General features: G+C 51.0%; 16 protein-coding genes. 6 read left to right on the forward strand and 10 right to left on the reverse strand.

Features of this window, described 5'->3' with window-relative positions:
- Positions 1-32 precede the first annotated feature (32 nt).
- From gyrB to dnaA, 4 genes are read right to left on the reverse strand one after another with little or no spacing between them, the layout of a single operon-like run.
- Positions 33-2444 (reverse strand): DNA topoisomerase (ATP-hydrolyzing) subunit B, encoded by a 2412-nt coding sequence (gene gyrB, locus IM314_RS13890; RefSeq protein ID WP_045630888.1) that lies wholly within the window; start codon positions 2442-2444, stop codon positions 33-35.
- A 28-nt stretch (positions 2445-2472) separates the two neighbouring features.
- Complete coding sequence (gene recF / locus IM314_RS13895; protein ID WP_041911734.1) at positions 2473-3546, reverse strand: DNA replication/repair protein RecF; 1074 nt, start codon at positions 3544-3546, stop codon at positions 2473-2475.
- Positions 3546-4646 (reverse strand): DNA polymerase III subunit beta, encoded by a 1101-nt coding sequence (dnaN, locus tag IM314_RS13900; protein ID WP_008500170.1) that lies wholly within the window; start codon positions 4644-4646, stop codon positions 3546-3548. Before dnaN ends, recF begins: the two co-directional genes overlap by 1 nt.
- A 4-nt stretch (positions 4647-4650) precedes the next feature.
- Positions 4651-6045 (reverse strand): chromosomal replication initiator protein DnaA, encoded by a 1395-nt coding sequence (gene dnaA / locus IM314_RS13905; protein WP_032644944.1) that lies wholly within the window; start codon positions 6043-6045, stop codon positions 4651-4653.
- Positions 6046-6644: 599 nt separating this feature from the next.
- Between dnaA and rpmH the strand changes: the two genes are divergently transcribed.
- The 5 genes from rpmH (at position 6645) to mnmE (ending at position 10465) form a co-directional block, all read left to right on the forward strand.
- On the forward strand, positions 6645-6785 hold the full coding sequence (gene rpmH, locus IM314_RS13910) for a 50S ribosomal protein L34 (protein ID WP_000831330.1): 141 nt from the start codon (positions 6645-6647) through the stop codon (positions 6783-6785).
- 16 nt (positions 6786-6801) lie between these two features.
- Positions 6802-7161 carry a ribonuclease P protein component gene (gene rnpA, locus IM314_RS13915; RefSeq protein WP_014072458.1) on the forward strand — a complete coding sequence of 120 codons (360 nt, stop codon included), beginning with the start codon at positions 6802-6804 and terminating at the stop codon, positions 7159-7161.
- On the forward strand, positions 7125-7382 hold the full coding sequence (yidD, locus tag IM314_RS13920; protein ID WP_001307474.1) for a membrane protein insertion efficiency factor YidD: 258 nt from the start codon (positions 7125-7127) through the stop codon (positions 7380-7382). Before rnpA ends, yidD begins: the two co-directional genes overlap by 37 nt.
- A 2-nt stretch (positions 7383-7384) precedes the next feature.
- Positions 7385-9028 (forward strand): membrane protein insertase YidC, encoded by a 1644-nt coding sequence (yidC, locus tag IM314_RS13925; RefSeq protein ID WP_028014931.1) that lies wholly within the window; start codon positions 7385-7387, stop codon positions 9026-9028.
- A gap of 72 nt (positions 9029-9100) precedes the next feature.
- Entirely contained in the window at positions 9101-10465 is a 1365-nt protein-coding gene (gene mnmE, locus IM314_RS13930) for a tRNA uridine-5-carboxymethylaminomethyl(34) synthesis GTPase MnmE (protein ID WP_028014930.1), read from the forward strand.
- Between the two features lie 115 nt (positions 10466-10580).
- On the opposite strand, the gene IM314_RS13935 is transcribed toward mnmE, so the two are convergent.
- From IM314_RS13935 to IM314_RS13960, 6 genes are all read right to left on the reverse strand, one after another.
- A complete protein-coding gene (locus IM314_RS13935) occupies positions 10581-11099 on the reverse strand; it encodes a fimbrial protein (protein WP_193359084.1) in 519 nt (172 codons plus the stop codon).
- On the reverse strand, positions 11092-11613 hold the full coding sequence (locus IM314_RS13940; protein WP_193359083.1) for a fimbrial protein: 522 nt from the start codon (positions 11611-11613) through the stop codon (positions 11092-11094). Before IM314_RS13940 ends, IM314_RS13935 begins: the two co-directional genes overlap by 8 nt.
- A gap of 12 nt (positions 11614-11625) precedes the next feature.
- Positions 11626-12654, reverse strand: coding sequence for a fimbrial protein (locus IM314_RS13945; protein ID WP_193359082.1), 1029 nt, complete (start codon positions 12652-12654; stop codon positions 11626-11628).
- Positions 12655-12673: 19 nt separating this feature from the next.
- On the reverse strand, positions 12674-13375 hold the full coding sequence (locus tag IM314_RS13950; protein WP_193359081.1) for a fimbrial chaperone: 702 nt from the start codon (positions 13373-13375) through the stop codon (positions 12674-12676).
- Positions 13368-15725, reverse strand: a complete 2358-nt coding sequence (gene pefC, locus IM314_RS13955) for a PefC/AfrB family outer membrane usher protein (RefSeq protein ID WP_193359080.1) — start codon at positions 15723-15725, stop codon at positions 13368-13370. The genes IM314_RS13950 and pefC overlap by 8 nt, the downstream gene beginning before the upstream one ends.
- A 68-nt stretch (positions 15726-15793) precedes the next feature.
- A complete protein-coding gene (locus IM314_RS13960) occupies positions 15794-16327 on the reverse strand; it encodes a fimbrial protein (RefSeq protein WP_193359079.1) in 534 nt (177 codons plus the stop codon).
- A 344-nt stretch (positions 16328-16671) separates the two neighbouring features.
- Between IM314_RS13960 and IM314_RS13965 the strand changes: the two genes are divergently transcribed.
- Positions 16672-20508: a S6 family peptidase gene (locus IM314_RS13965; protein ID WP_193359078.1), complete on the forward strand. Its 3837-nt coding sequence runs from the start codon at positions 16672-16674 to the stop codon at positions 20506-20508.
- The last annotated feature ends 25 nt before the right edge of the window (positions 20509-20533 follow it).

Consider the following 20533-nt stretch of genomic DNA (forward strand, 5'->3'; position numbering starts at 1 on the left):
GCGCGGCCAGTTTTCATGCGGGATAGCGACTGTTAAATATCGATATTCGCCGCTTTCAGCGCGTTCTCTTCAATGAACGCACGACGTGGTTCTACCGCATCGCCCATCAGGGTGGTGAACAGCTGATCCGCTGCAATCGCGTCTTTAACGGTGACGCGCAGCATGCGGCGGCTTTCCGGATCCATGGTGGTTTCCCACAGCTGATCCGGGTTCATTTCGCCCAGACCTTTATAACGCTGGATAGACAGACCGCGACGGGATTCTCTCACCAGCCAGTCCAGCGCCTGCTCGAAGCTTGCTACCGGCTGACGACGCTCGCCACGTTCGATGAAGGCATCGTCTTCGATCAGGCCGCGCAGCTTCTCGCCGAGGGTGCAGATGCGGCGGTATTCCGGGCCGGTCACGAATTCGTGCTCCAGCGGGTAGTCGGTGTCGACGCCGTGAGTACGCACGCGAACAATCGGCTCAAACTGCTGTGCCGCATTCTGCTGAACGTCGAACTTCCACTGGCTGCCGTGCTGCTCTTTCTCGTTCAGCTCGCTCACCAGGGTATTCACCCAGCGGGTCACGGCCTGCTCGTTGCTCAGATCGGCTTCGGTCAGGGTTGGCTGATAGACCAACTCCTTCAGCAGCGCTTTTGGATAGCGGCGTTCCATACGGCCAATCATTTTCTGCGTGGCGTTGAACTCGGAGACCAGACGCTCCAGCGGCTCGCCTGCCAGCGCTGGCGCGCTGGAGTTCGCGTGCAGGGTCGCGCCATCAAGGGCGATCGCGATTTGGTACTGATCCATCGCGTCGTCATCTTTAATGTACTGTTCCTGCTTGCCTTTCTTCACTTTGTACAGCGGCGGCTGCGCAATGTAGACGTGGCCACGCTCAACGATTTCAGGCATCTGACGATAGAAGAAGGTCAACAGCAGCGTACGGATGTGCGAGCCGTCGACGTCCGCATCGGTCATGATGATGATGCTGTGATAGCGCAGCTTGTCCGGGTTGTACTCGTCGCGGCCAATGCCGCAGCCGAGCGCGGTGATGAGCGTCGCCACTTCCTGAGAAGAGAGCATCTTGTCGAAGCGCGCTTTCTCAACGTTGAGGATTTTACCCTTCAGCGGCAGGATCGCCTGGTTCTTACGGTTACGGCCCTGCTTCGCAGAACCGCCCGCGGAGTCCCCTTCCACAAGGTACAGTTCAGACAGTGCCGGGTCGCGTTCCTGACAGTCAGCCAGCTTGCCCGGCAGGCCTGCCAGGTCCAGCGCGCCTTTACGACGGGTCATTTCACGGGCTTTACGCGCCGCTTCACGGGCACGTGCCGCATCGATAATTTTGCCCACCACGATTTTCGCATCGTTCGGGTTTTCCAGCAGGTATTCGCTCAGCAGTTCGTTCATCTGCTGCTCAACTGCCGATTTCACCTCAGAAGAAACCAGCTTGTCTTTGGTCTGTGAGGAGAACTTCGGATCCGGCACCTTCACGGAGACCACGGCAATCAGGCCTTCACGGGCGTCGTCACCGGTGGCGCTGACTTTCGCTTTTTTGCTGTAGCCTTCTTTGTCCATGTAGGCGTTCAGAGTACGGGTCATCGCCGCACGGAAGCCCGCAAGGTGAGTACCGCCGTCGCGCTGTGGAATGTTGTTGGTAAAGCAGTAGATGTTTTCCTGGAAACCGTCGTTCCACTGCAGCGCCACTTCCACGCCGATACCGTCTTTTTCGGTGGAGAAATAGAAGATATTTGGGTGAATTGGCGTTTTGTTCTTGTTCAGATACTCAACAAACGCCTTGATACCGCCTTCGTAGTGGAAGTGGTCTTCTTTATTGTCGCGTTTGTCGCGCAGGCGAATAGAGACGCCGGAGTTCAGGAACGACAGTTCACGCAGGCGCTTCGCCAGGATGTCGTACTCGAATTCAGTGACGTTGGTGAAGGTTTCAAGGCTCGGCCAGAAACGCACCATGGTACCGGTTTTATCGGTATCACCGGTAACGGCCAGCGGGGCTTCAGGCACGCCGTGCTGATAGATCTGACGGTGAATTTTGCCTTCGCGCTGAATAACCAGCTCCAGCTTTTGCGACAGGGCGTTTACTACGGAAACGCCTACGCCGTGCAGGCCGCCTGAAACCTTATAGGAGTTATCGTCGAACTTACCGCCTGCGTGCAGTACGGTCATGATCACTTCCGCAGCAGAGACGCCCTCTTCCGGGTGAATACCGGTCGGGATGCCACGGCCGTCATCGGTAACGGAGACGGAGTTGTCCGCATGGATGGTGACCACGATGTCTTTACAGTGACCCGCGAGCGCTTCGTCGATAGCGTTATCTACCACCTCGAATACCATGTGGTGCAGACCGGTGCCGTCATCCGTGTCGCCGATATACATACCCGGGCGCTTACGCACCGCATCCAGCCCTTTCAGGACTTTGATACTGGAGGAGTCATAAGAATTCGACATCAACGTTTCTCGCTCATTTCAACTTGGGTTAATCCGTTATTTTACCCTTTTCCACGGTAAACATCTTCGAATTTTCGTCCGACATGTCCATAACGTGTTCAGCGCTAATGGCGCTGACGAAAACCTGCGACTGCGTGGCTTTTAAGCGGCTGGCAAGCAGCCCGCGCCGCGCGTCGTCAAGTTCCGAGGCAAAATCATCTATCAGGTACAGGCAGCGTCGTCCGCTCTCGCGGGTGAGGAACTCCCCCTGCGCCAGGCGTAGCGCGCACATCAGGAGCTTGAGCTGCCCGCGCGACAGCGTGTCTTCCACCGGCGCACCGTCGGCACGAATGCGGAAATCCGCCTTGTGCGGGCCGTGCGCGGTGTAGGTCAACATCCGATCGCGCTCGAAGCTTCTCTCTAACACCTCGGCATAATCCGTCTCTTTCTCCCAGCCACGCTGGAAGGAGAAGGTGAGAGAGAACTCGGGTAAAAACTGTTTGCAGGTGTCGGCCATATCTTCGGCGATACCCGCGCTGTATTCGGCACGCCAGCGGCTGATCTGTTCCGCAAGAGGGATGAGTTCCATGTCCCACGGACGCAGCTGGGCGTAGCGCGTGACCTGGCGCAACGCGGCGTTACGCTGTTTAAGCAGACGCTTCAGGTTGCTCCAGGCGTTAAAGAAACCGGCTTCATTGTGAAAGCATCCCCAGTCGAGGAACGCTCTTCTGTATTTGGGGCCGCCGTTGAGTAAAGTAAACCCCTCGGGCGTAATCAGCTGCATTGGCATCAGCAGCGCCAGCTCCGCCACCTTGTGGCCATCGGTGCCGTCGATGCGCACCTTGCTGTCGCCCAGCTTGTCTTTGGTCAGGCCGATGGCGGTTTCCCGCTCTGCGCCCTGCAAACGCCCGTGCAGAACAAAGGATTCCTGCTCGTGGCGAATGACGCGACCAATCTGCAAACTGCGAAACGCCCGGCCATGGCCGAGCGTATAGATGGCTTCCAGCACGCTGGTTTTGCCGCTGCCGTTCGCGCCAACCAGGAAGTTAAAGCCGGGGGATAAAGCGAGATCCGCGCTTTCGATATTGCGAAAGTCGCGGATCAACAGACGGGTGAGCGACATTACAGTCTCATTGGCATGACAACATAAGCCGCGCTTTGGCTGGCCGCATCTTCAATCTGTACGCTCGAAACGGAGTCGGTCAGCAGAATGCGCACATTCTCGCATTTCAGTGCATTGAGCACATCCAGCACGTAGCTGACGTTGAAGCCGATTTCCATCTCAGCCCCGGCGTAGGTGACGTCCAGAATCTCTTCTGCCTCTTCCTGCTCCGGGTTGTTGGCGGTGATTTTGATCTGGTTTTCACTCACGTACAGACGTACGCCGCGGAATTTCTCGTTCGAGAGAATCGCCGCGCGGGCAAACGCCTGCTTGAGGCTATCGCAGCCCGCTTCCAACGTTTTGTCCGGGTTCTTCGGCAATACGCGGCGATAATCCGGGAAACGGCCATCAACCAGCTTCGAAGTGAAGACAAAATCGCCCACGTGGGCACGGATATTATTGCTGCCAATCTGCACCCGCAGCGGCGTGTCACCGCCGTCGAGCATACGCATCAGTTCAATCACGCCTTTACGCGGCACGATCACCGAATGGTTCGGCAGCGAGTCGCCAATCGGCATGGAACAGACCGCCAGACGGTGGCCGTCGGTGGCGACGGTACGCAGCTCTTCACCTTCGGTTTCGAACAGCATGCCGTTTAAGTAGTAACGAACATCCTGATGCGCCATGGAGAACTGCGTGGCTTCAATCAGACGCTTCATCGTCGCCTGCGGAAGAGTGAATTCAACTTCACTCTGCCAGTCGTCCAGGTTCGGGAAGTCCGCAGCGGGTAGCGTGGAAAGGGAGAAACGGCTGCGGCCAGAGCGCACCAGCATGCGGTCGCCCTCCAGCTGCACGGCGATTTCAGCGCCTTCCGGCAACCCGCGGCAAATATCAAAGAATTTACGTGCCGGAACCGTGGTCGCGCCCGCGTCGTGCGGCTGCGTCAACGTAACGCGCGCGATCATTTCCATTTCCAGATCTGTACCGGTCAGCGACAGCGTACCGTCCGCGACCTGAAGCAGCAGGTTTCCGAGAATAGGCAGCGTTGGGCGGCCGCCTAATGGGCCACTCACCTGTTGCAGCGGTTTTAATAAATGTTCACGTTCAACGGTAAATTTCATAGCGTCACGATGATAATGTTCTGATTAGATTGGAAAAATCTTCTTTTATGTCGTGGCTTTCTTCGCGTAACTGCTCAATCTTGCGACAGGCGTGCAGCACGGTCGTATGGTCACGGCCACCAAACGCATCGCCGATTTCCGGCAGACTGTGGTTGGTTAACTCCTTTGCCAGCGCCATCGCCATCTGACGCGGACGCGCCACCGAGCGGGAACGACGTTTAGACAGTAAATCTGCCACTTTGATCTTGTAGTACTCAGCCACCGTCTTTTGAATATTGTCGATGGTGACCAGTTTTTCCTGCAATGCCAACAAATCGCGCAGCGCTTCACGCACAAAATCGATGGTGATCGCACGACCGGTGAAGTTGGCATTGGCGATAACGCGGTTCAGCGCCCCTTCCAGCTCACGCACGTTGGAGCGCAGGCGCTTGGCGATGAAGAACGCCACTTCACCCGGCAGGCGGATGTCGTTCTCATCGGCCTTCTTCATCAGGATCGCGACGCGGGTTTCCAGCTCCGGTGGCTCGATCGCCACGGTCAGGCCCCAGCCGAAGCGGGATTTCAGACGATCTTCAACGCCGTTGATCTCTTTAGGATAACGATCCGAGGTCAAAATGATCTGCTGATTACCTTCCAGCAGGGCGTTGAAGGTGTGGAAAAATTCTTCCTGCGATCGTTCTTTATTGGCAAAGAACTGGATGTCATCGATCAGCAGCGCGTCAACGGAACGGTAGTAGCGTTTAAACTCTTCGATCGCATTGTTTTGCAGGGCTTTTACCATGTCCTGAACGAAGCGCTCGGAGTGCATATACACCACTTTCGCGTTGGGCTTGCGCGCCATAATGCCGTTACCTACCGCATGCAGCAGGTGGGTTTTACCGAGACCCGTGCCGCCATACAGGAACAGCGGGTTGTAAGCACCGCCGGGGTTATCGGCAACCTGACGGGCTGCCGCGCGCGCCAGTTGGTTCGACTTACCTTCAACGAAGTTATCGAACGTGTGTTTCACGTTAACGTTAGAGCGGTAGGTTGGCTCTGCGGGGGCAGGGACGTTATCCCAGCCCTGACGAGCAGGTGCAACGCGAGGCGCCGGAGCCGGAACAGCCTGAGCGGGCGCGGCTACATTTACGGTTTCACGAACGGTTTGGGTGACCGGCTTTGTGCCCACTTCAAAACGCAGCTGTGGGACATCTGACCCGCAAAAATCGTTCAGCAGGCCATTGATGTTATTAAGGTACTTGTCTCTTACCCAATCGAGCACAAAACGGTTTGGCGCATACAAAGCCAGCGTGTTATCGCTCAGCTCCGCCTGCAACGGGCGGATCCACATACTGAATTCTGTGGCTGGTAACTCATCCTGCAATCGGGCAAGACACTGCTGCCAAAGCGAAAGTGACACGGCGGACTCCACTCGAACAATAAAAGAAAACTATTGAATATTCATGATTGTTGGCGCACATCGACATGACCCTGTGTAAAGGGGGACGTGCGAATTGCTATCTGCAATTTATCCTGACCAGGATCCTGGGATCCCGATCGGGACCGCGGATCATAGCGTAAACTGAGCCAGAGATCTTCTGTTTCTCACAGATTCTTCCCGATTTATCCACAGGAAGATCCGAAACGGGGTAAGTGTAAACGATCCTGGCGCGAGTGCCCCGCGATTTAGCCCGCATATTGGAAAATTTAATGAGCAGCGACAATTTATTGCTTAAATGATCTAACGAAGATCCGGGACGATCCTTGCGCTTTGTTGGCGAGGCCGTATAATCCTCGACCCGGCGCGTGATGCTCATCTTCCTGCGTCGTCCGTTGCTCATTTTCCACGCGAAATCGTGCGGAAATACGCGGGAAATAAGGAAAGAGAATTGACTCCGGAGTGTACAATTATTACAATCCGGCCTCTTTAATCACCCACGGCTTCGGCGTCCGTCATTCGAAACTCGGTCGGGCATCCGCAAAAGTCATGAATTTTTTCAAGTTTAGGTAGAAATCGCCATGAAACGCACTTTTCAACCGTCTGTACTGAAGCGCAACCGTTCTCACGGCTTCCGTGCTCGTATGGCTACTAAAAATGGTCGTCAGGTTCTGGCACGTCGTCGTGCTAAAGGCCGCGCTCGTCTGACCGTTTCCAAGTAATAAAGCTAACCCCTGAGTGGTTAAGCTAGCATTTCCCAGGGAGTTACGTTTGTTAACTCCCACTCATTTCACTTTCGTCTTCCAGCAGCCACAACGGGCTGGCACGCCGCAAATCACCATCCTCGGCCGCCAAAATTCGCTGGGGCATCCCCGCATCGGTCTCACAGTCGCTAAGAAAAACGTTAAGCGTGCGCATGAACGCAACCGGATTAAACGTCTGACGCGTGAAAGCTTCCGTTTACGTCAGCACGAACTGCCTTCTATGGATTTCGTGGTGGTGGCTAAAAAGGGGGTTGCCGACCTCGATAACCGTGCTCTCTCGGAAGCGTTGGAAAAATTATGGCGCCGCCACTGTCGCCTGGCTCACGGGTCCTGATAGCCCTCATTCGGGTCTATCAACGCCTGATTAGTCCGCTACTCGGGCCGCACTGCCGTTTCACACCAACATGCTCAAGCTACGGAATTGAGGCATTGCGCAGGTTTGGAGTGATAAAAGGCAGTTGGTTGACGGTGAAACGCGTATTAAAATGCCACCCTTTACACCCCGGTGGAGACGACCCCGTCCCCCCAGGACCTTTTGATACCAGAGAACACTAACGATGGATTCGCAACGCAATCTTCTTATCATCGCTTTGTTGTTCGTGTCTTTCATGATCTGGCAGGCATGGGAGCAGGATAAAAATCCTCAACCCCAGCAACAGACCACGCAGACCACGACCACCGCAGCGGGTAGCGCCGCCGACCAGGGCGTACCGGCCAGTGGCCAGGGGAAACAGATTACGGTTAAGACCGATGTGCTTGAGCTGACTATCAACACCCGTGGTGGTGATGTTGAGCAGGCGCTGCTGTTGACCTACCCGAAAGAGCTGAAGTCTAACGAACCGTTCCAGTTACTGGAAACCACACCGGAGTTCCTGTATCAGGCGCAGAGCGGCCTGACCGGTCGTGATGGCCCGGACAATCCGGCTAACGGTGCGCGTCCACTGTATAACGTCGAGAACGACACCTTTGTACTGGCCGATGGCCAGAACGAACTCGTTATCCCGATGACCTACACCGACGCGGCAGGCAACACCTTCACCAAAACCTTCACCCTGAAACGCGGTGAGTATGCGGTGAACGTGGGCTACAGCGTACAGAACGCCGGTGCGAAACCGCTGGAACTGTCTACCTTCGGTCAGCTGAAGCAGTCCATCAATCTGCCGTCACACCGTGACACCGGAAGCAGCAACTTTGCGCTGCATACCTTCCGTGGCGCGGCGTACTCCACGCCTGATGCGAAGTACGAGAAATACAAATTCGACACCATTGCCGATAACGAAAACCTGAACGTCAGCTCCAAAGGCGGTTGGGTAGCAATGCTGCAGCAGTATTTCGCGACCGCGTGGATCCCGAATAACGACGGTACGAATAACTTCTACACCGCGAACCTGGGCAACGGTATTGCAGCCATCGGCTACAAATCACAGCCTGTTCTGGTTCAGCCGGGTCAAACCGGTAAGCTGGCAAGCACCCTGTGGGTCGGCCCGGAAATTCAGGACAAAATGGCCGCTGTTGCGCCGCACCTGGATCTGACCGTTGATTACGGCTGGTTGTGGTTCATCTCTCAGCCGCTGTTTAAGCTGCTGAAGTTCATCCACAGCTTCCTGGGTAACTGGGGCTTCTCCATCATCGTTATCACCTTCATCGTGCGTGGCATCATGTACCCGCTGACCAAAGCGCAGTACACCTCCATGGCGAAGATGCGCATGCTGCAGCCGAAGATTCAGGCGATGCGTGAGCGTCTGGGCGATGATAAACAGCGTCAGAGCCAAGAGATGATGGCCCTGTATAAGGCAGAGAAAGTGAACCCACTGGGTGGCTGCTTCCCGCTGCTGATTCAGATGCCAATCTTCCTTGCGCTGTACTACATGCTGATGGGTTCCGTTGAGCTGCGCCACGCGCCGTTCGCCCTGTGGATCCATGACCTGTCCGCACAGGACCCGTACTACATCCTGCCGATCCTGATGGGCGTGACGATGTTCTTCATCCAGAAAATGTCGCCAACCACCGTGACCGACCCGATGCAGCAGAAGATCATGACCTTTATGCCGGTCATCTTCACCGTGTTCTTCCTGTGGTTCCCGTCAGGTCTGGTGCTGTACTATATCGTCAGCAACCTGGTGACCATCATCCAGCAGCAGCTGATTTACCGTGGTCTGGAAAAACGTGGCCTGCATAGCCGCGAAAAGAAAAAGTCCTGATTCGGTAAGATAACGCTAAAATAAGGGCGGTCGATTGACCGCCTTTTTTATTTGTATTGAACGAGAGCAACCATGAGCCATAACGACACTATCGTCGCCCAGGCAACCCCACCGGGACGCGGTGGTGTAGGCATTCTGCGCATCTCCGGCCTGAAGGCGCGCGAGGTGGCAGAAGCGGTGCTGGGTAAATTGCCAAAGCCGCGCTACGCTGATTACCTGCCGTTTAAAGATGCCGACGGCACGCCGCTGGACCAGGGCATTGCGCTGTGGTTCCCCGGCCCGAACTCCTTTACCGGCGAAGACGTGCTGGAACTTCAGGGCCACGGCGGCCCGGTTATCCTCGACCTGCTGTTAAAACGTATTCTGACCCTGCCGGGCCTGCGCATTGCGAAGCCGGGCGAATTCTCCGAGCGTGCCTTCCTGAACGACAAACTCGACCTGGCACAGGCCGAGGCGATTGCAGACCTGATCGACGCCAGCTCTGAACAGGCGGCCCGCTCCGCCCTGAACTCGCTGCAGGGCGCGTTTTCCGCACGTGTGAATCACCTTGTGGAAGCACTTACTCACCTGCGAATCTATGTCGAAGCGGCTATCGACTTCCCGGACGAGGAAATCGACTTCCTCTCTGACGGTAAAATCGAAGCCCAGCTGAACCAGGTGATGAGCGATCTGGATGCCGTCCGCGCCGAAGCGCGTCAGGGCAGCCTGCTGCGTGAAGGGATGAAGGTCGTCATTGCTGGTCGCCCTAACGCCGGGAAATCGAGCCTGCTGAACGCCCTGGCGGGCCGTGAAGCGGCAATCGTAACCGACATAGCCGGGACCACCCGCGACGTGCTGCGCGAGCATATCCACATCGACGGGATGCCGCTGCACATTATCGACACCGCGGGCCTGCGCGATGCCAGCGACGAGGTTGAGCGTATCGGTATAGAACGCGCCTGGCAGGAGATTGAGCAGGCCGACCGCGTGCTGTTTATGGTAGATGGCACCACGACCGACGCCGTTGACCCGGCGGAGATCTGGCCGGACTTTATCGCCCGTCTGCCGGCCAAGCTGCCTATCACCGTGGTGCGTAACAAAGCGGACGTTACCGGCGAAACGCTGGGCATCAGCGATGTGAATGGTCACTCACTTATTCGCCTTTCGGCACGTACAGGGGAAGGCGTGGAAGCCCTGCGTAACCATCTCAAGCAGAGCATGGGCTTTGACACCAGCATGGAAGGCGGCTTCCTGGCGCGTCGCCGTCACTTGCAGGCGCTGGAAGAGGCGGCACGCCATCTTGACCAGGGTAAAGCGCAGCTGATTGGTGCGTGGGCGGGTGAACTGCTGGCGGAAGAACTGCGTCTGGCGCAGCAGAATCTGAGCGAGATCACTGGGGAGTTCACGTCGGACGATCTGTTGGGCAGGATTTTCTCGAGCTTCTGTATTGGTAAGTAAGTTTTAGTCCGCCCTCGTCCGTGAATGCTCACTAACCCGCATTAACTGCCTGTTAATGCGGGTTTTACTTTCCGTACTGGCTCGTCGTCATGCGGTAACATCCGCGGTTTGTCACTCAATAATACGTAAACGTCACCGGTAAACTGGCGGTGTAATTACCTGCCGGTATCGTACCTGTATGTGGGGACACTCTGGCCAATAAGGTGCCATCAAACTGCTTTTGGCTCATAAGAAAAGGCGCTTTACTCAGTTCGACTGGTTTTCCGAATTCAACCCCCCCTCCGCCTTGCTTCCATGACAAGGTAATATCAACCATATTATTTGACGTGCTGAGTTTCGAATTAGCGCCCCCTGTCAGGGTGACTTCGAATTTGGTGATATTACTGGCACAGTCAATCACAATGGGAACTTTAACGTTATTATCACCTAATAAGGCACCTGATGTTGTGATAAGCGGAAGCTGCACGGTTTCAGGCAAGCCAAGTCCTTTGTTGATTTGGCACTGGGGATTAGTGACCTGCATTGCAATGGGGAGGCTTACGCTTGCCTTCTGTGCGGCCTGGTTATTAAACGACGTTGATGCGCTTAACAACCCGATTATCAACGGGAAAAATAGACATGTCCTGTCAATCATAGGTCACCTCGACTGTCAGACTGGTGGAAATATTCCCTGCCTGGAGCGTCTCGCCCGGAATTTGTTTAGGCAGCAGCTGGAACTGACCAAGCATTTCACTTTTGTTATTTAATGCCGTTGATGCGGGTGAAAAAGAGTTATTCAATTCTAGTGGCTTAAAATCTGTGCCAGCGACATCTTTCCAGGACAATGCCAGTCCAACGCCGGATAAACCCGTTTTCATCAGGTTAGTGCTGCTCGCAGAAACGCCAGCAGCAGGGGAAAATTTTAGTGAAATCCCGGTAGCAGGCCAGCTGCAAGCAATATTCAGATCAACAGTCTGTGGCGTGGTTGCGCTATTTTCCAACTGGTTTACGCTGACCTGTTGAAAGTTCAGGTCTGCAGGAGAGAGTGACAATGCGCACGTGTTAAGGGCTAACTCGGCGTTGATCGTCACTTTCTTCTGCACTGATCTCGACGCAGACGCGTTGTAAAACGGAATAATTATCAAAAAAAAGACTAACAATCTGTGCATAATTAATCCAGCCTATCTGTATATGAGCGAGACATTCAGGTATGTAGATACCTTTCCGGTAGGGAATGGTGTCGAAGGCTTGACGTAGATTCTAAATGTTGCCGTAGCATCGAGATCCTTTTGGGTTGGCTCATATATTTTATAATTTGTATTAAGAGGGACGACGTGAATATCCTCATATACCCTGATTATTTGTAAATTCAATTTTCTCCCATTTCTATCATTGGCACTGAATATCCCGTTTGCCGCATCTACCACATTCTCTGGGTCAAAACGCACATACAACCCATTAATTAATGCTTTGTTCTTACAAGAATAATAAACTGACAACTCTTTATATAACCCCTTACCAAGAACAGCTGGATTGCCAATATCAGCTGGAGTTAACTTTCCAAAATCTAAATTTTCTGTAGAAAAAGACATTCCGCAAGTAGCGGTATCTTGCATATTAAAAAAGGAATATATTCCCATTGTTGAAGTAACGTTAACTGCTGGGCTGTCTACTATTGTATTTCCTTGCGAAAGTGGCTGGAAATTAATTAAATATTGGCCCGTTGGCATGCTTTGCATCCAGTATTCATCATTTACGACAATTCTGGCCTTACCCAATACAGTGCCAGCGGGCCAATTAAATCTACTGCCTGTCCCAGATTTAACGGTATTAGAGACAATGCTATTGCCAGCACAACGCATACCATCCAGTTTCCACTCAATACCAGGATAGGGGGTCGTTACCGTGGAAGCATCTTTACAACTCCCACCATTTAACCTCATGCTGATTTGACTCACCATCTCTACCCCCCCTGTTGTTATTCCGCCCGTATAATCAGCGTCACAATCCATGTCATTTTGTATGACAGCTTGCATTATCAACAATGGATCATTATTTGCAGGTGTATAAACATTACCTTGTATCCAATAACCTTTATCACTGGGATCCATAGAGAAAATTATGGTTCCACCACTACAATTAGCGGCCATGGAAGGTAAAGAATAGAGCGATAATAAAGCGATAAAAAGAGCAAACATGAATTTACACATAATAAAAACCTTTAGTATATCAGGATTTGTTTAATTTATACTCTTTATCAACGCCATAATCATCAAACGCTATAATGCTGATGTTATCATTGGTAACTGACTTACCAAGCGATACTTTCCCCCCCGGGGAAAACACAGACAGTTTATCTTTAATTTCTTCACTAAGTTTAATTGGCTTTCCATTTTGTTTAACACTGATGATTGCAAAATAATAGGGCGTATCATTCCAGAGAACAGTGTTACCCTCGCTGCTTATCATTTTAACATTCTGTTCGGCGTTTTCCCTTTTATCTTTCAAGATATCAGGTCGATAAAACATTTTGACCTGGGTATGCAGTGCAATGGATAATGCATTCATACCGCCCTTTGGTGCTTTGGGGATCTCCTGGATATTGACCCAAAAAAGCGATTCTTTATCTTTTGGTAGCGCATCATTAATTTTAAGAATACGCAGAATTTGCTTATGCTGATCGGCGACTTTAAAGAACGTAGGGCTGGGCACAAAATAGACGTTCTTATCGTTTTGATCCTGGTTTTCAATCCATATCTGCCCGCCATATTCCTGAGAGGACTGGTTATCAACCTGTACGGAGATATTCTCTCTTTTTTCATTAAAAACATAACGTGTGCTGTTAAGAACAAACGCCGCATGACCAGATGCTGTAAATAACAACAGTGACGCAGAAATGAAAATGTTTCTCAGTGTATTGTTCTTAACCACACTTAATCTCCTGTACTTTACCCGTATCTTTCTGCAGCGAACGTGAATCAAATTTGCAATCACCGACAGAAATGATCCCTTCATCTTTATTTTCAAGATTCATTAACAGAATCCCACCGTTGTTGACGTAGCCAATTTCCTGATTGTCTGCGTTTTTAGCAATACTCCCCATTGGGACAACAAAACCATTGCTGCTGATGACTTTGACGATATAGGTGTCGATTTTTCTGTATTTCACTTTTTTATAGATAATTGCATTTTCCGTCGGCGTTACGTTGATTGCGTTTTCTGTTAACTCAACGCTCTGCGGCAAGTTGTCCGCATTAACCGTGATGGTATTTTTGTTATATGCCGTTAACGGTATAACCGCGCGCCCTTTTTTATCGCCAGGCATGGAACCGTTAAATCTGACGCCTGGAACATCCTCCATTTGTACAACGGCAATTTCATCATTTCTCACAGGCGTAAAAAGAATGCCTGCATCAGGTAGTCCGATAATACTTCCCCCGACCTGGAAGGAAGAACTGGACGTGCTTCCCATTTGCGAATAGCTGGCCGACGTTTGTACCTCATCAAACAGATAGGAAGCTGAAACCGCGCTGCCTGTAGCGTTGCGTGACTGACTGACAGAAGCGTTATAGCTCAGGCGAGAATTAACGCTTCCCGAAACGCCGGTATTGAAATTCGTGCCGTTGCGGCGATCGTAGTTTATGCCAGAGAAGCTATAGTGCGACTTATCAAACACGCTAAAGGGCAGGCTCAATGAGACCCCAGCGTTATAATCGCTTTCCATCCCCTGCAGTCTGGAATACCCGGCATTCAGAGAGACCGATACAGTATTAAAACTCTTACTAAGATTCAGGTTTGCCCCCACCTGACTGGAACTATTCCAGTAATCTTCCTTCCAGGCCGATATGTTGAAAAACGCATTCACTTTCGGAAGTTGATAGGTAATAATCGATTCATATCGCTGTTTAGGCCTGTTGTTTAAAAGGCTATAATAGCGATAGTTAAAATCCGCGTAATCAATGTAATTTTCTGAGTTAAAACGGTAGCCAATTAACTGTAAATTGGCATTTTCTCCTAAGGCACGGGCGTATTTCACCGATGCGCTAAAGCCGTTCATGGCTTTGCCATTTTGGTATTTTGCCTGCGACAGGTTGCCGCTCATTGCGACAGCGCCAAACCAGTCAAAAGAGCGGATAATACCCAGGCCAATGTTGTTATAGTTTTTATCTAACAGCGCAGAGGAGTTGAGCGTAAAGGGCACAAAACCGTAATCATAGGTCATTTGCGCGAATAAACTGTCCTCATCACGCGTGTCACTGTATTGGTCAACTTTACTGCCCACCGCGATGTTATAATTATAATTACCGGGTTTTAATAAGTTTGGCAGTACGGCGACCGGGAATCGTTGTTCTTTTACCGAGCCATCCTCTTCATAAATTTTTAAAATAATGTCACCAGAATATACGCCGGTCAGATCGTTAATGACAAAAGGACCCGGTGGCACCACGAACGATTTTAAGGTGTACCCGCCTTGCTCAACAGTGACGCGGGCATGCGTTCTCGCAATACCATTAATGACCGGCGCATAAGACTGCGAGTCCCAGGGATACATATCCTGATTGGACTTTAACTGCGCGCCATAAAAGGTAAAACCATTGTTCAGGGTATTATAGGACTGGGTTTTACCGATAAGAAAATCTGATTTAATCGATTTTATCGCATGCGTTAACAGGAGGTTGTTGCTCTGAAACTTTTCTCCCTGATATGCATACCCTCTGCCGAGCAAGACCCATTCCCCGATATTGATCTGGCCTTCAATATTACCGTATGTTGTCTGGTCCTGGTGACTTGATTTTGATGTATTAATATCATAGGCAAGTTTGAAGCCAGCACTGCCATAATCCCATGTGCCGCCACCCTTTTTAGAATCGCTAAAACCCGCCTGAGGCATATCGATCGACAACTCCTGCAGGGAAGAATCAAATTTTACCCGACTGTTCTTCTCTTTATCAAAAAGATAGCAGTTACGTACGGGATTAAGATACTCTTTGTAAAATTCTTTATTTATATAAATACCGTTTTCCTGCAACCATTCATCTGAAAGGCAAATATGCTCAGCATCGTCATTGCCGATTACTAAGTCTACAGATGTCGCTGTTTTAGAACCATTAAACAGCAGATCAACAACATATTTCCCAGGTATATATTGCCCGGTATTTTTCAAAACCTCAGGTACTTCTTTGCTGCCACCACGGATAAAACTGTAGTTAAAATCGTCGGCAAGAATTTCATTCGACCATAAATGAAAAATGATAGCGACACATAATACTTTTATTTTCATTTTTATTCCTTGCCGACGAGCATTTAATTTAACAAGGGAGTCAACACTCCCTTTCTTATGATGGGTCTTTATTTATATGCAATTACATAGCTTGCTGAGGCCGAGAATGGACCTGCTGTAAGCGTTTCATTGGCAGGTTTAACCAGCCAGGCGGTGTAATCGAAGGATGGGATACCTTCGTTAATACTATAATCAAAAGAGGTTGATCCTGTTTTAATTGCACCCGCAGCACCTGTTTTGGTTGCATTTGTCGCGACAAGGGCCATCGTCGCGTTAGTACCGTCTGCCTGAGCGTTAGATAAGCCTGTGGCCATTAGTGTCGAAGATGACCAGGAAATATTAGCTTGGGTTTTACCGAGGCAATCAGGTGCTTGAGGAACGAGCTTAAACTTCACTTGATCTCCACTTGCTGCAGTATTTGTAAGAGTGCCTAAATTAACAGCACTAACACTCGCACCATTGCTATCTGTTACATTAATTTCGCACGTTGCAGTCGAAACACTTCCCGTAAAGTTTACTGTACCGGTGTTTGGTGCAGCCATAGCATTAGACGCCACACCCAGAACTGCCACAATTGCCGAACCTAAAATCAGCTTTTTCATTATATACTCCATTAATAGGCTTAATTCATAAGTCAGCTCATAACAATCTTAATGAGCGAGACGGAATATATTGATCTAAAAGTTTGCTGGCAAACCCTAAAATGAAGATCGCTATTTTTCTATCTTGTTTTTTTATTTATCAATTTCATTGATTTCGTAATTTCAATTTTTACCACCAATCACTTTTATTTTTAAAGAACAGTTTAAAAAGAAAAAACAGGAGTAAATTTACCACCCACAATACTCCATTGGGATATAAAAATAAAAAAACATGTTTTTTTATTGACTGAGCCTGGTCTTTATTTAAGTGTTATTTATTTAATGTGATAGTTGCCGGGGGTAAAGTGAATAAGGTCTATGCGATAAAAAAGAACGGGAAAGGTGAGGCTGTTGTCGTTTCCGAAATTAGTGAAGGTATAAGGAGGAAACTCACTTCGCGAGTTCCAATGAGTGTACTGCTCGTGAGCCTGTTGGGGGGATTATATTCTGCCGCATCACCAGCTTCAGTTGTCGGCAGTGGAGTTAATTACCAGACTTATCGCGATTTTGCTGAAAATAAAGGTCCGTTTAAACCAGGTGCCCAAAACATCCCGCTATATGATAAAAATGGGAATGTCATCACCATGTTAAATAAAGCGCCCATGATTGACTTTAGTTCAACTGACAAAATCGGTGTTGGTACGTTAGTTGCACCACAATATATAATCAGCGTTAAGCACAACGGGGGTTATCAGCAGGTGAACTTTGGTTACAATGACGACACCACCTATACCCTGGTTGACAGAAATAACCACTGGCGAGACTTCCATACTCCCCGACTAAACAAAATTGTGACGGAGGTTACCGCGCTGGATATGACTGACGCGGGAACGGCCAGCGGCACATATCAGAATCAGGAACGGTTCCCCGTTTTCTATCGGGTCGGAACGGGAACGCAATATGTAAAAGATGAGAGTGGAAAGCTGACTCAGCTTGCAGGAGCATACTCGTATAAAACCGGGGGGCTCGTAAATCATCCGTTTATTTCGGACTGGAGTTTTGTCACTAACACAACAAATACGCCACTTTCCTCCTATGGCACACCTGGCGACAGTGGTTCCCCGCTTTTTGCCTGGGATACGCAGCAAAATAAATGGGTTGTCACTGCCGTGCTCAATTCTTATGCGGGGGAGAGTGGTAATACTAACTGGTATACGATCATCCCTGTCGGAGATGTGGTTAATACCATAAAGCAGGACGCTGATGCGCCAGTTATATCAGAACAAAATGAGGGCGATATTCACTGGTCATATGATTATACAACCGGCGTTGGCACATTAACCCAGGGGACAGCCTCATGGTCAATGCATGGTAATCAGGGTGCGACGTGGCCTGCCTCATTGAATAGCGGGAAAGATCTCACCTTCCAGGGCGGTGGTACCGTTGTATTAGAAAATACCGTTAACCAGGGCGCAGGAACGATGACTTTTAATGACGATTATACGGTCAAACCGCTCGACTCTCAGACCTGGAAAGGTGGCGGGATCATTATCAACGGCGATCATACCGTTGACTGGCAGGTGAACGGTGTTCAGGGCGATAACCTGCACAAGCTCGGTACCGGGACATTAAAAGTGAACGGCACGGGTATCAACCCCGGCGGGCTGAATGTTGGCGAAGGAACTGTCGTCCTGGCACAACGGCCGGATAGCGATGGTAATGTTCAGGCCTTTAAAAATGTCAGTATTGTAAGCGGCCGCCCAACCGTTGTTTTAAGCGATGACAAACAGGTCAATCCCGACAATATCAAATGGGGTTATCACGGCGGTAAGCTCGATATCAACGGTAACAGCCTCACCTTCCATCAGCTGAACGGCGCGGACGACGGGGCGATGCTGACCAACAGCGGGCGTCAGGCTTCCGTCAACCTGGATTTTAACAAGCCAGACGCCACGGCGGCGGTTGCCAACATCTGGCATGGCCATTTTACCGGTAATGTTGATGTCAAAAATACCGTGATGCCCGGAACGCAGAACGACTTTGTCATGGATGGTGGGATGAACACGGAGGGGAACTTCACCCAGCATAATGGCCGCCTGTTTATTCAGGGGCATCCTGTTGTACATGCCGTCAGTACTCAGGCTGTCGCGGATAAGCTGAAGGCGCAAGGCGACAATTCTGTCCTCACTCAGCCGGTCTCCTTTACCCAAAGTGACTGGGAGCCCCGTGAGTTCAGCATGAAACAGCTTAATCTGTACAATACTGATTTCAGTCTGGCGAGGAATGCCAGCCTCAATACAACGCTTTATGCAGACCATTCCGCCGTGACGCTGGGAAGTGAAGATCTCTATATCGATCTCAATGACGGTAACGGTGTGAAAACCACGCCATCATTCGGGCAGTCAAAAGCGACAAACGACGCCGATCAAAGCCGTTTCACCGGCCGCGTACAGCTGAATAACGGTTCTACTCTTAACATTAATGAGCATTTTACCGGCGGAGTTGACAGCGTAGACAGCTCGGTGACGGTGGCATCCACCGATGCCGTTCTCAGCCAGTACAGCCGCTTCAGTCACTCATCGCTGTCGCTTGCGGATAACGCGAAGCTGACGGCAACCTCAGGTCTGGTTTCTGACAGTGAAGTGGCTGCCGGTGCGGGATCAACACTTTCGCTGCTGTCCGGCGAGTACTCGGCGGAGCGCTGGCGTTTCAACGGCCAGGGCACCACGCTGAACGTCGGCGCGGGTAGCGTCATGACGGGAAATATTCAGGCGAATGATGCTGCTGGCCTGAATTTTGGTACAGCAGGGGAAGCCAATGAGAATCTGTTCACGGCTTATGGTGGCAACCTGAATGCGCCCCTCTCCAGTGCGACGATGAAGAATACTCTCTGGCAGGTGGACGGACAGTCCATGGCGAAATCCCTTCACCTGGACGGTTCGCAAGTGCGCTTCAGCAAAGCCGGCTCGCCAGGATCTCTGACTGTGGACACCCTGACTGCCAGCAACAGCCAGTTCGTCATGAACACTGACGGCAAAACGGCAGATACGGTTACGGTTAACCAGTCGCTGTCCGGTACAAACAATGCGCTGGTTGTTGCCCCGTCTGTGGCTTCAGTGAGCCAGGGTATGTCACCCGTAGCGTTAGTCACGGCACCGAAAACGACAGCTTCCGATGTGTTCGCACTTACACCGGTGACACAGCGCGTGGGTCTTCATACCTTCACGCCGCTGGTGGATATCGTAGAGAGCGGGAATAACAAACTATGGCAGCTGGAAGGATTTGATATACAACAGGACAGCGCAGCGCTGCTGGCCAGCAAAGCCGTTATGAATACAGGATATAAAAACTTCCTGACGGAGATGAACAACCTGAACTACCGTATGGGCGATTTGCGCAACACCCACGGTGAAACCGGCATGTGGGCACGTGTTTTCAGCGGTACGGGTTCCGCAGATGCGGGTTATTCCAATAGCTGGACTCATCTGCAGACAGGAGCCGACAGAAAGCTTGCGTTTGACGGCGGTGACTTGTTTACCGGTGTGACGGCAACGTTCACTCACCATAACAGCCATGGCGAAGGCTGGTCCGGTCAGACGAAATCAACCGGTATCGGTCTCTATGCTTCCGCGATGTTTGACTCCGGGCTGTATGTAGATGCAATTGGTAAATATGTCCGCCACGATAACCACTATTCGGCAAGCGAAACCGAAATGCCGGAGCAGGATTACCGCTCACATTCATGGTATCTGGGTGCAGAGACCGGCTGGCGCTTCTCGTTACCTGGCGAAACCTTTATTCAGCCGCAGACGGAACTGGTTTATGGCTCGGTGTCAGGAACCCGGTTTGACTGGCGGTTTGCAGGCTCAGACATCCATATGCAGCGAAAGCAGGATAAACCGTTGATCGGTCGAACGGGTGTGGAATCCGGGAAAACGTACAAGGGCAAAGACTGGGAGCTGACGGCGCTGGCTGGCGTTCATTATCAGTATGATCTGTTTAATCCGGCAGAGACGGTTGTCCGTGATTTTGCCGGGGAAACTCATATTAAGAATGGTAAAGATAGCCGGGTTAACTTCAGTTTAGGTGTCAATGCAAAAATTAAAGAAAACACCAGGATTAGTCTCAATGTAGAGCGTTCAGCCTTCGGTAATTACAATATTGACAAGGCAATTAACGCCAATATCCGCTATTCATTCTGATTTTAAATTTTGAGTAAGTAAAAGC

This window comes from Enterobacter cloacae complex sp. P42RS (assembly GCF_014930595.1).
Lineage (GTDB): Bacteria > Pseudomonadota > Gammaproteobacteria > Enterobacterales > Enterobacteriaceae > Enterobacter > Enterobacter bugandensis.

Excerpts from the sequence above, each read along its gene's own strand:
- rpmH (WP_000831330.1), top strand. The coding sequence starts at position 6,645 with ATGAAACGCACTTTTCAACCGTCTGTACTGAAGCGCAACCGTTCTCAC.
- yidD (WP_001307474.1), top strand. The coding sequence starts at position 7,125 with ATGGCGCCGCCACTGTCGCCTGGCTCACGGGTCCTGATAGCCCTCATT.
- mnmE (WP_028014930.1), top strand. The coding sequence starts at position 9,101 with ATGAGCCATAACGACACTATCGTCGCCCAGGCAACCCCACCGGGACGC.
- dnaN (WP_008500170.1), bottom strand. The coding sequence starts at position 4,646 with ATGAAATTTACCGTTGAACGTGAACATTTATTAAAACCGCTGCAACAG.
- yidC (WP_028014931.1), top strand. The coding sequence starts at position 7,385 with ATGGATTCGCAACGCAATCTTCTTATCATCGCTTTGTTGTTCGTGTCT.
- pefC (WP_193359080.1), bottom strand. The coding sequence starts at position 15,725 with ATGAAAATAAAAGTATTATGTGTCGCTATCATTTTTCATTTATGGTCG.
- recF (WP_041911734.1), bottom strand. The coding sequence starts at position 3,546 with ATGTCGCTCACCCGTCTGTTGATCCGCGACTTTCGCAATATCGAAAGC.
- gyrB (WP_045630888.1), bottom strand. The coding sequence starts at position 2,444 with ATGTCGAATTCTTATGACTCCTCCAGTATCAAAGTCCTGAAAGGGCTG.
- IM314_RS13945 (WP_193359082.1), bottom strand. The coding sequence starts at position 12,654 with ATGTGTAAATTCATGTTTGCTCTTTTTATCGCTTTATTATCGCTCTAT.
- IM314_RS13960 (WP_193359079.1), bottom strand. The coding sequence starts at position 16,327 with ATGAAAAAGCTGATTTTAGGTTCGGCAATTGTGGCAGTTCTGGGTGTG.
- IM314_RS13940 (WP_193359083.1), bottom strand. The coding sequence starts at position 11,613 with ATGCACAGATTGTTAGTCTTTTTTTTGATAATTATTCCGTTTTACAAC.
- IM314_RS13935 (WP_193359084.1), bottom strand. The coding sequence starts at position 11,099 with ATGATTGACAGGACATGTCTATTTTTCCCGTTGATAATCGGGTTGTTA.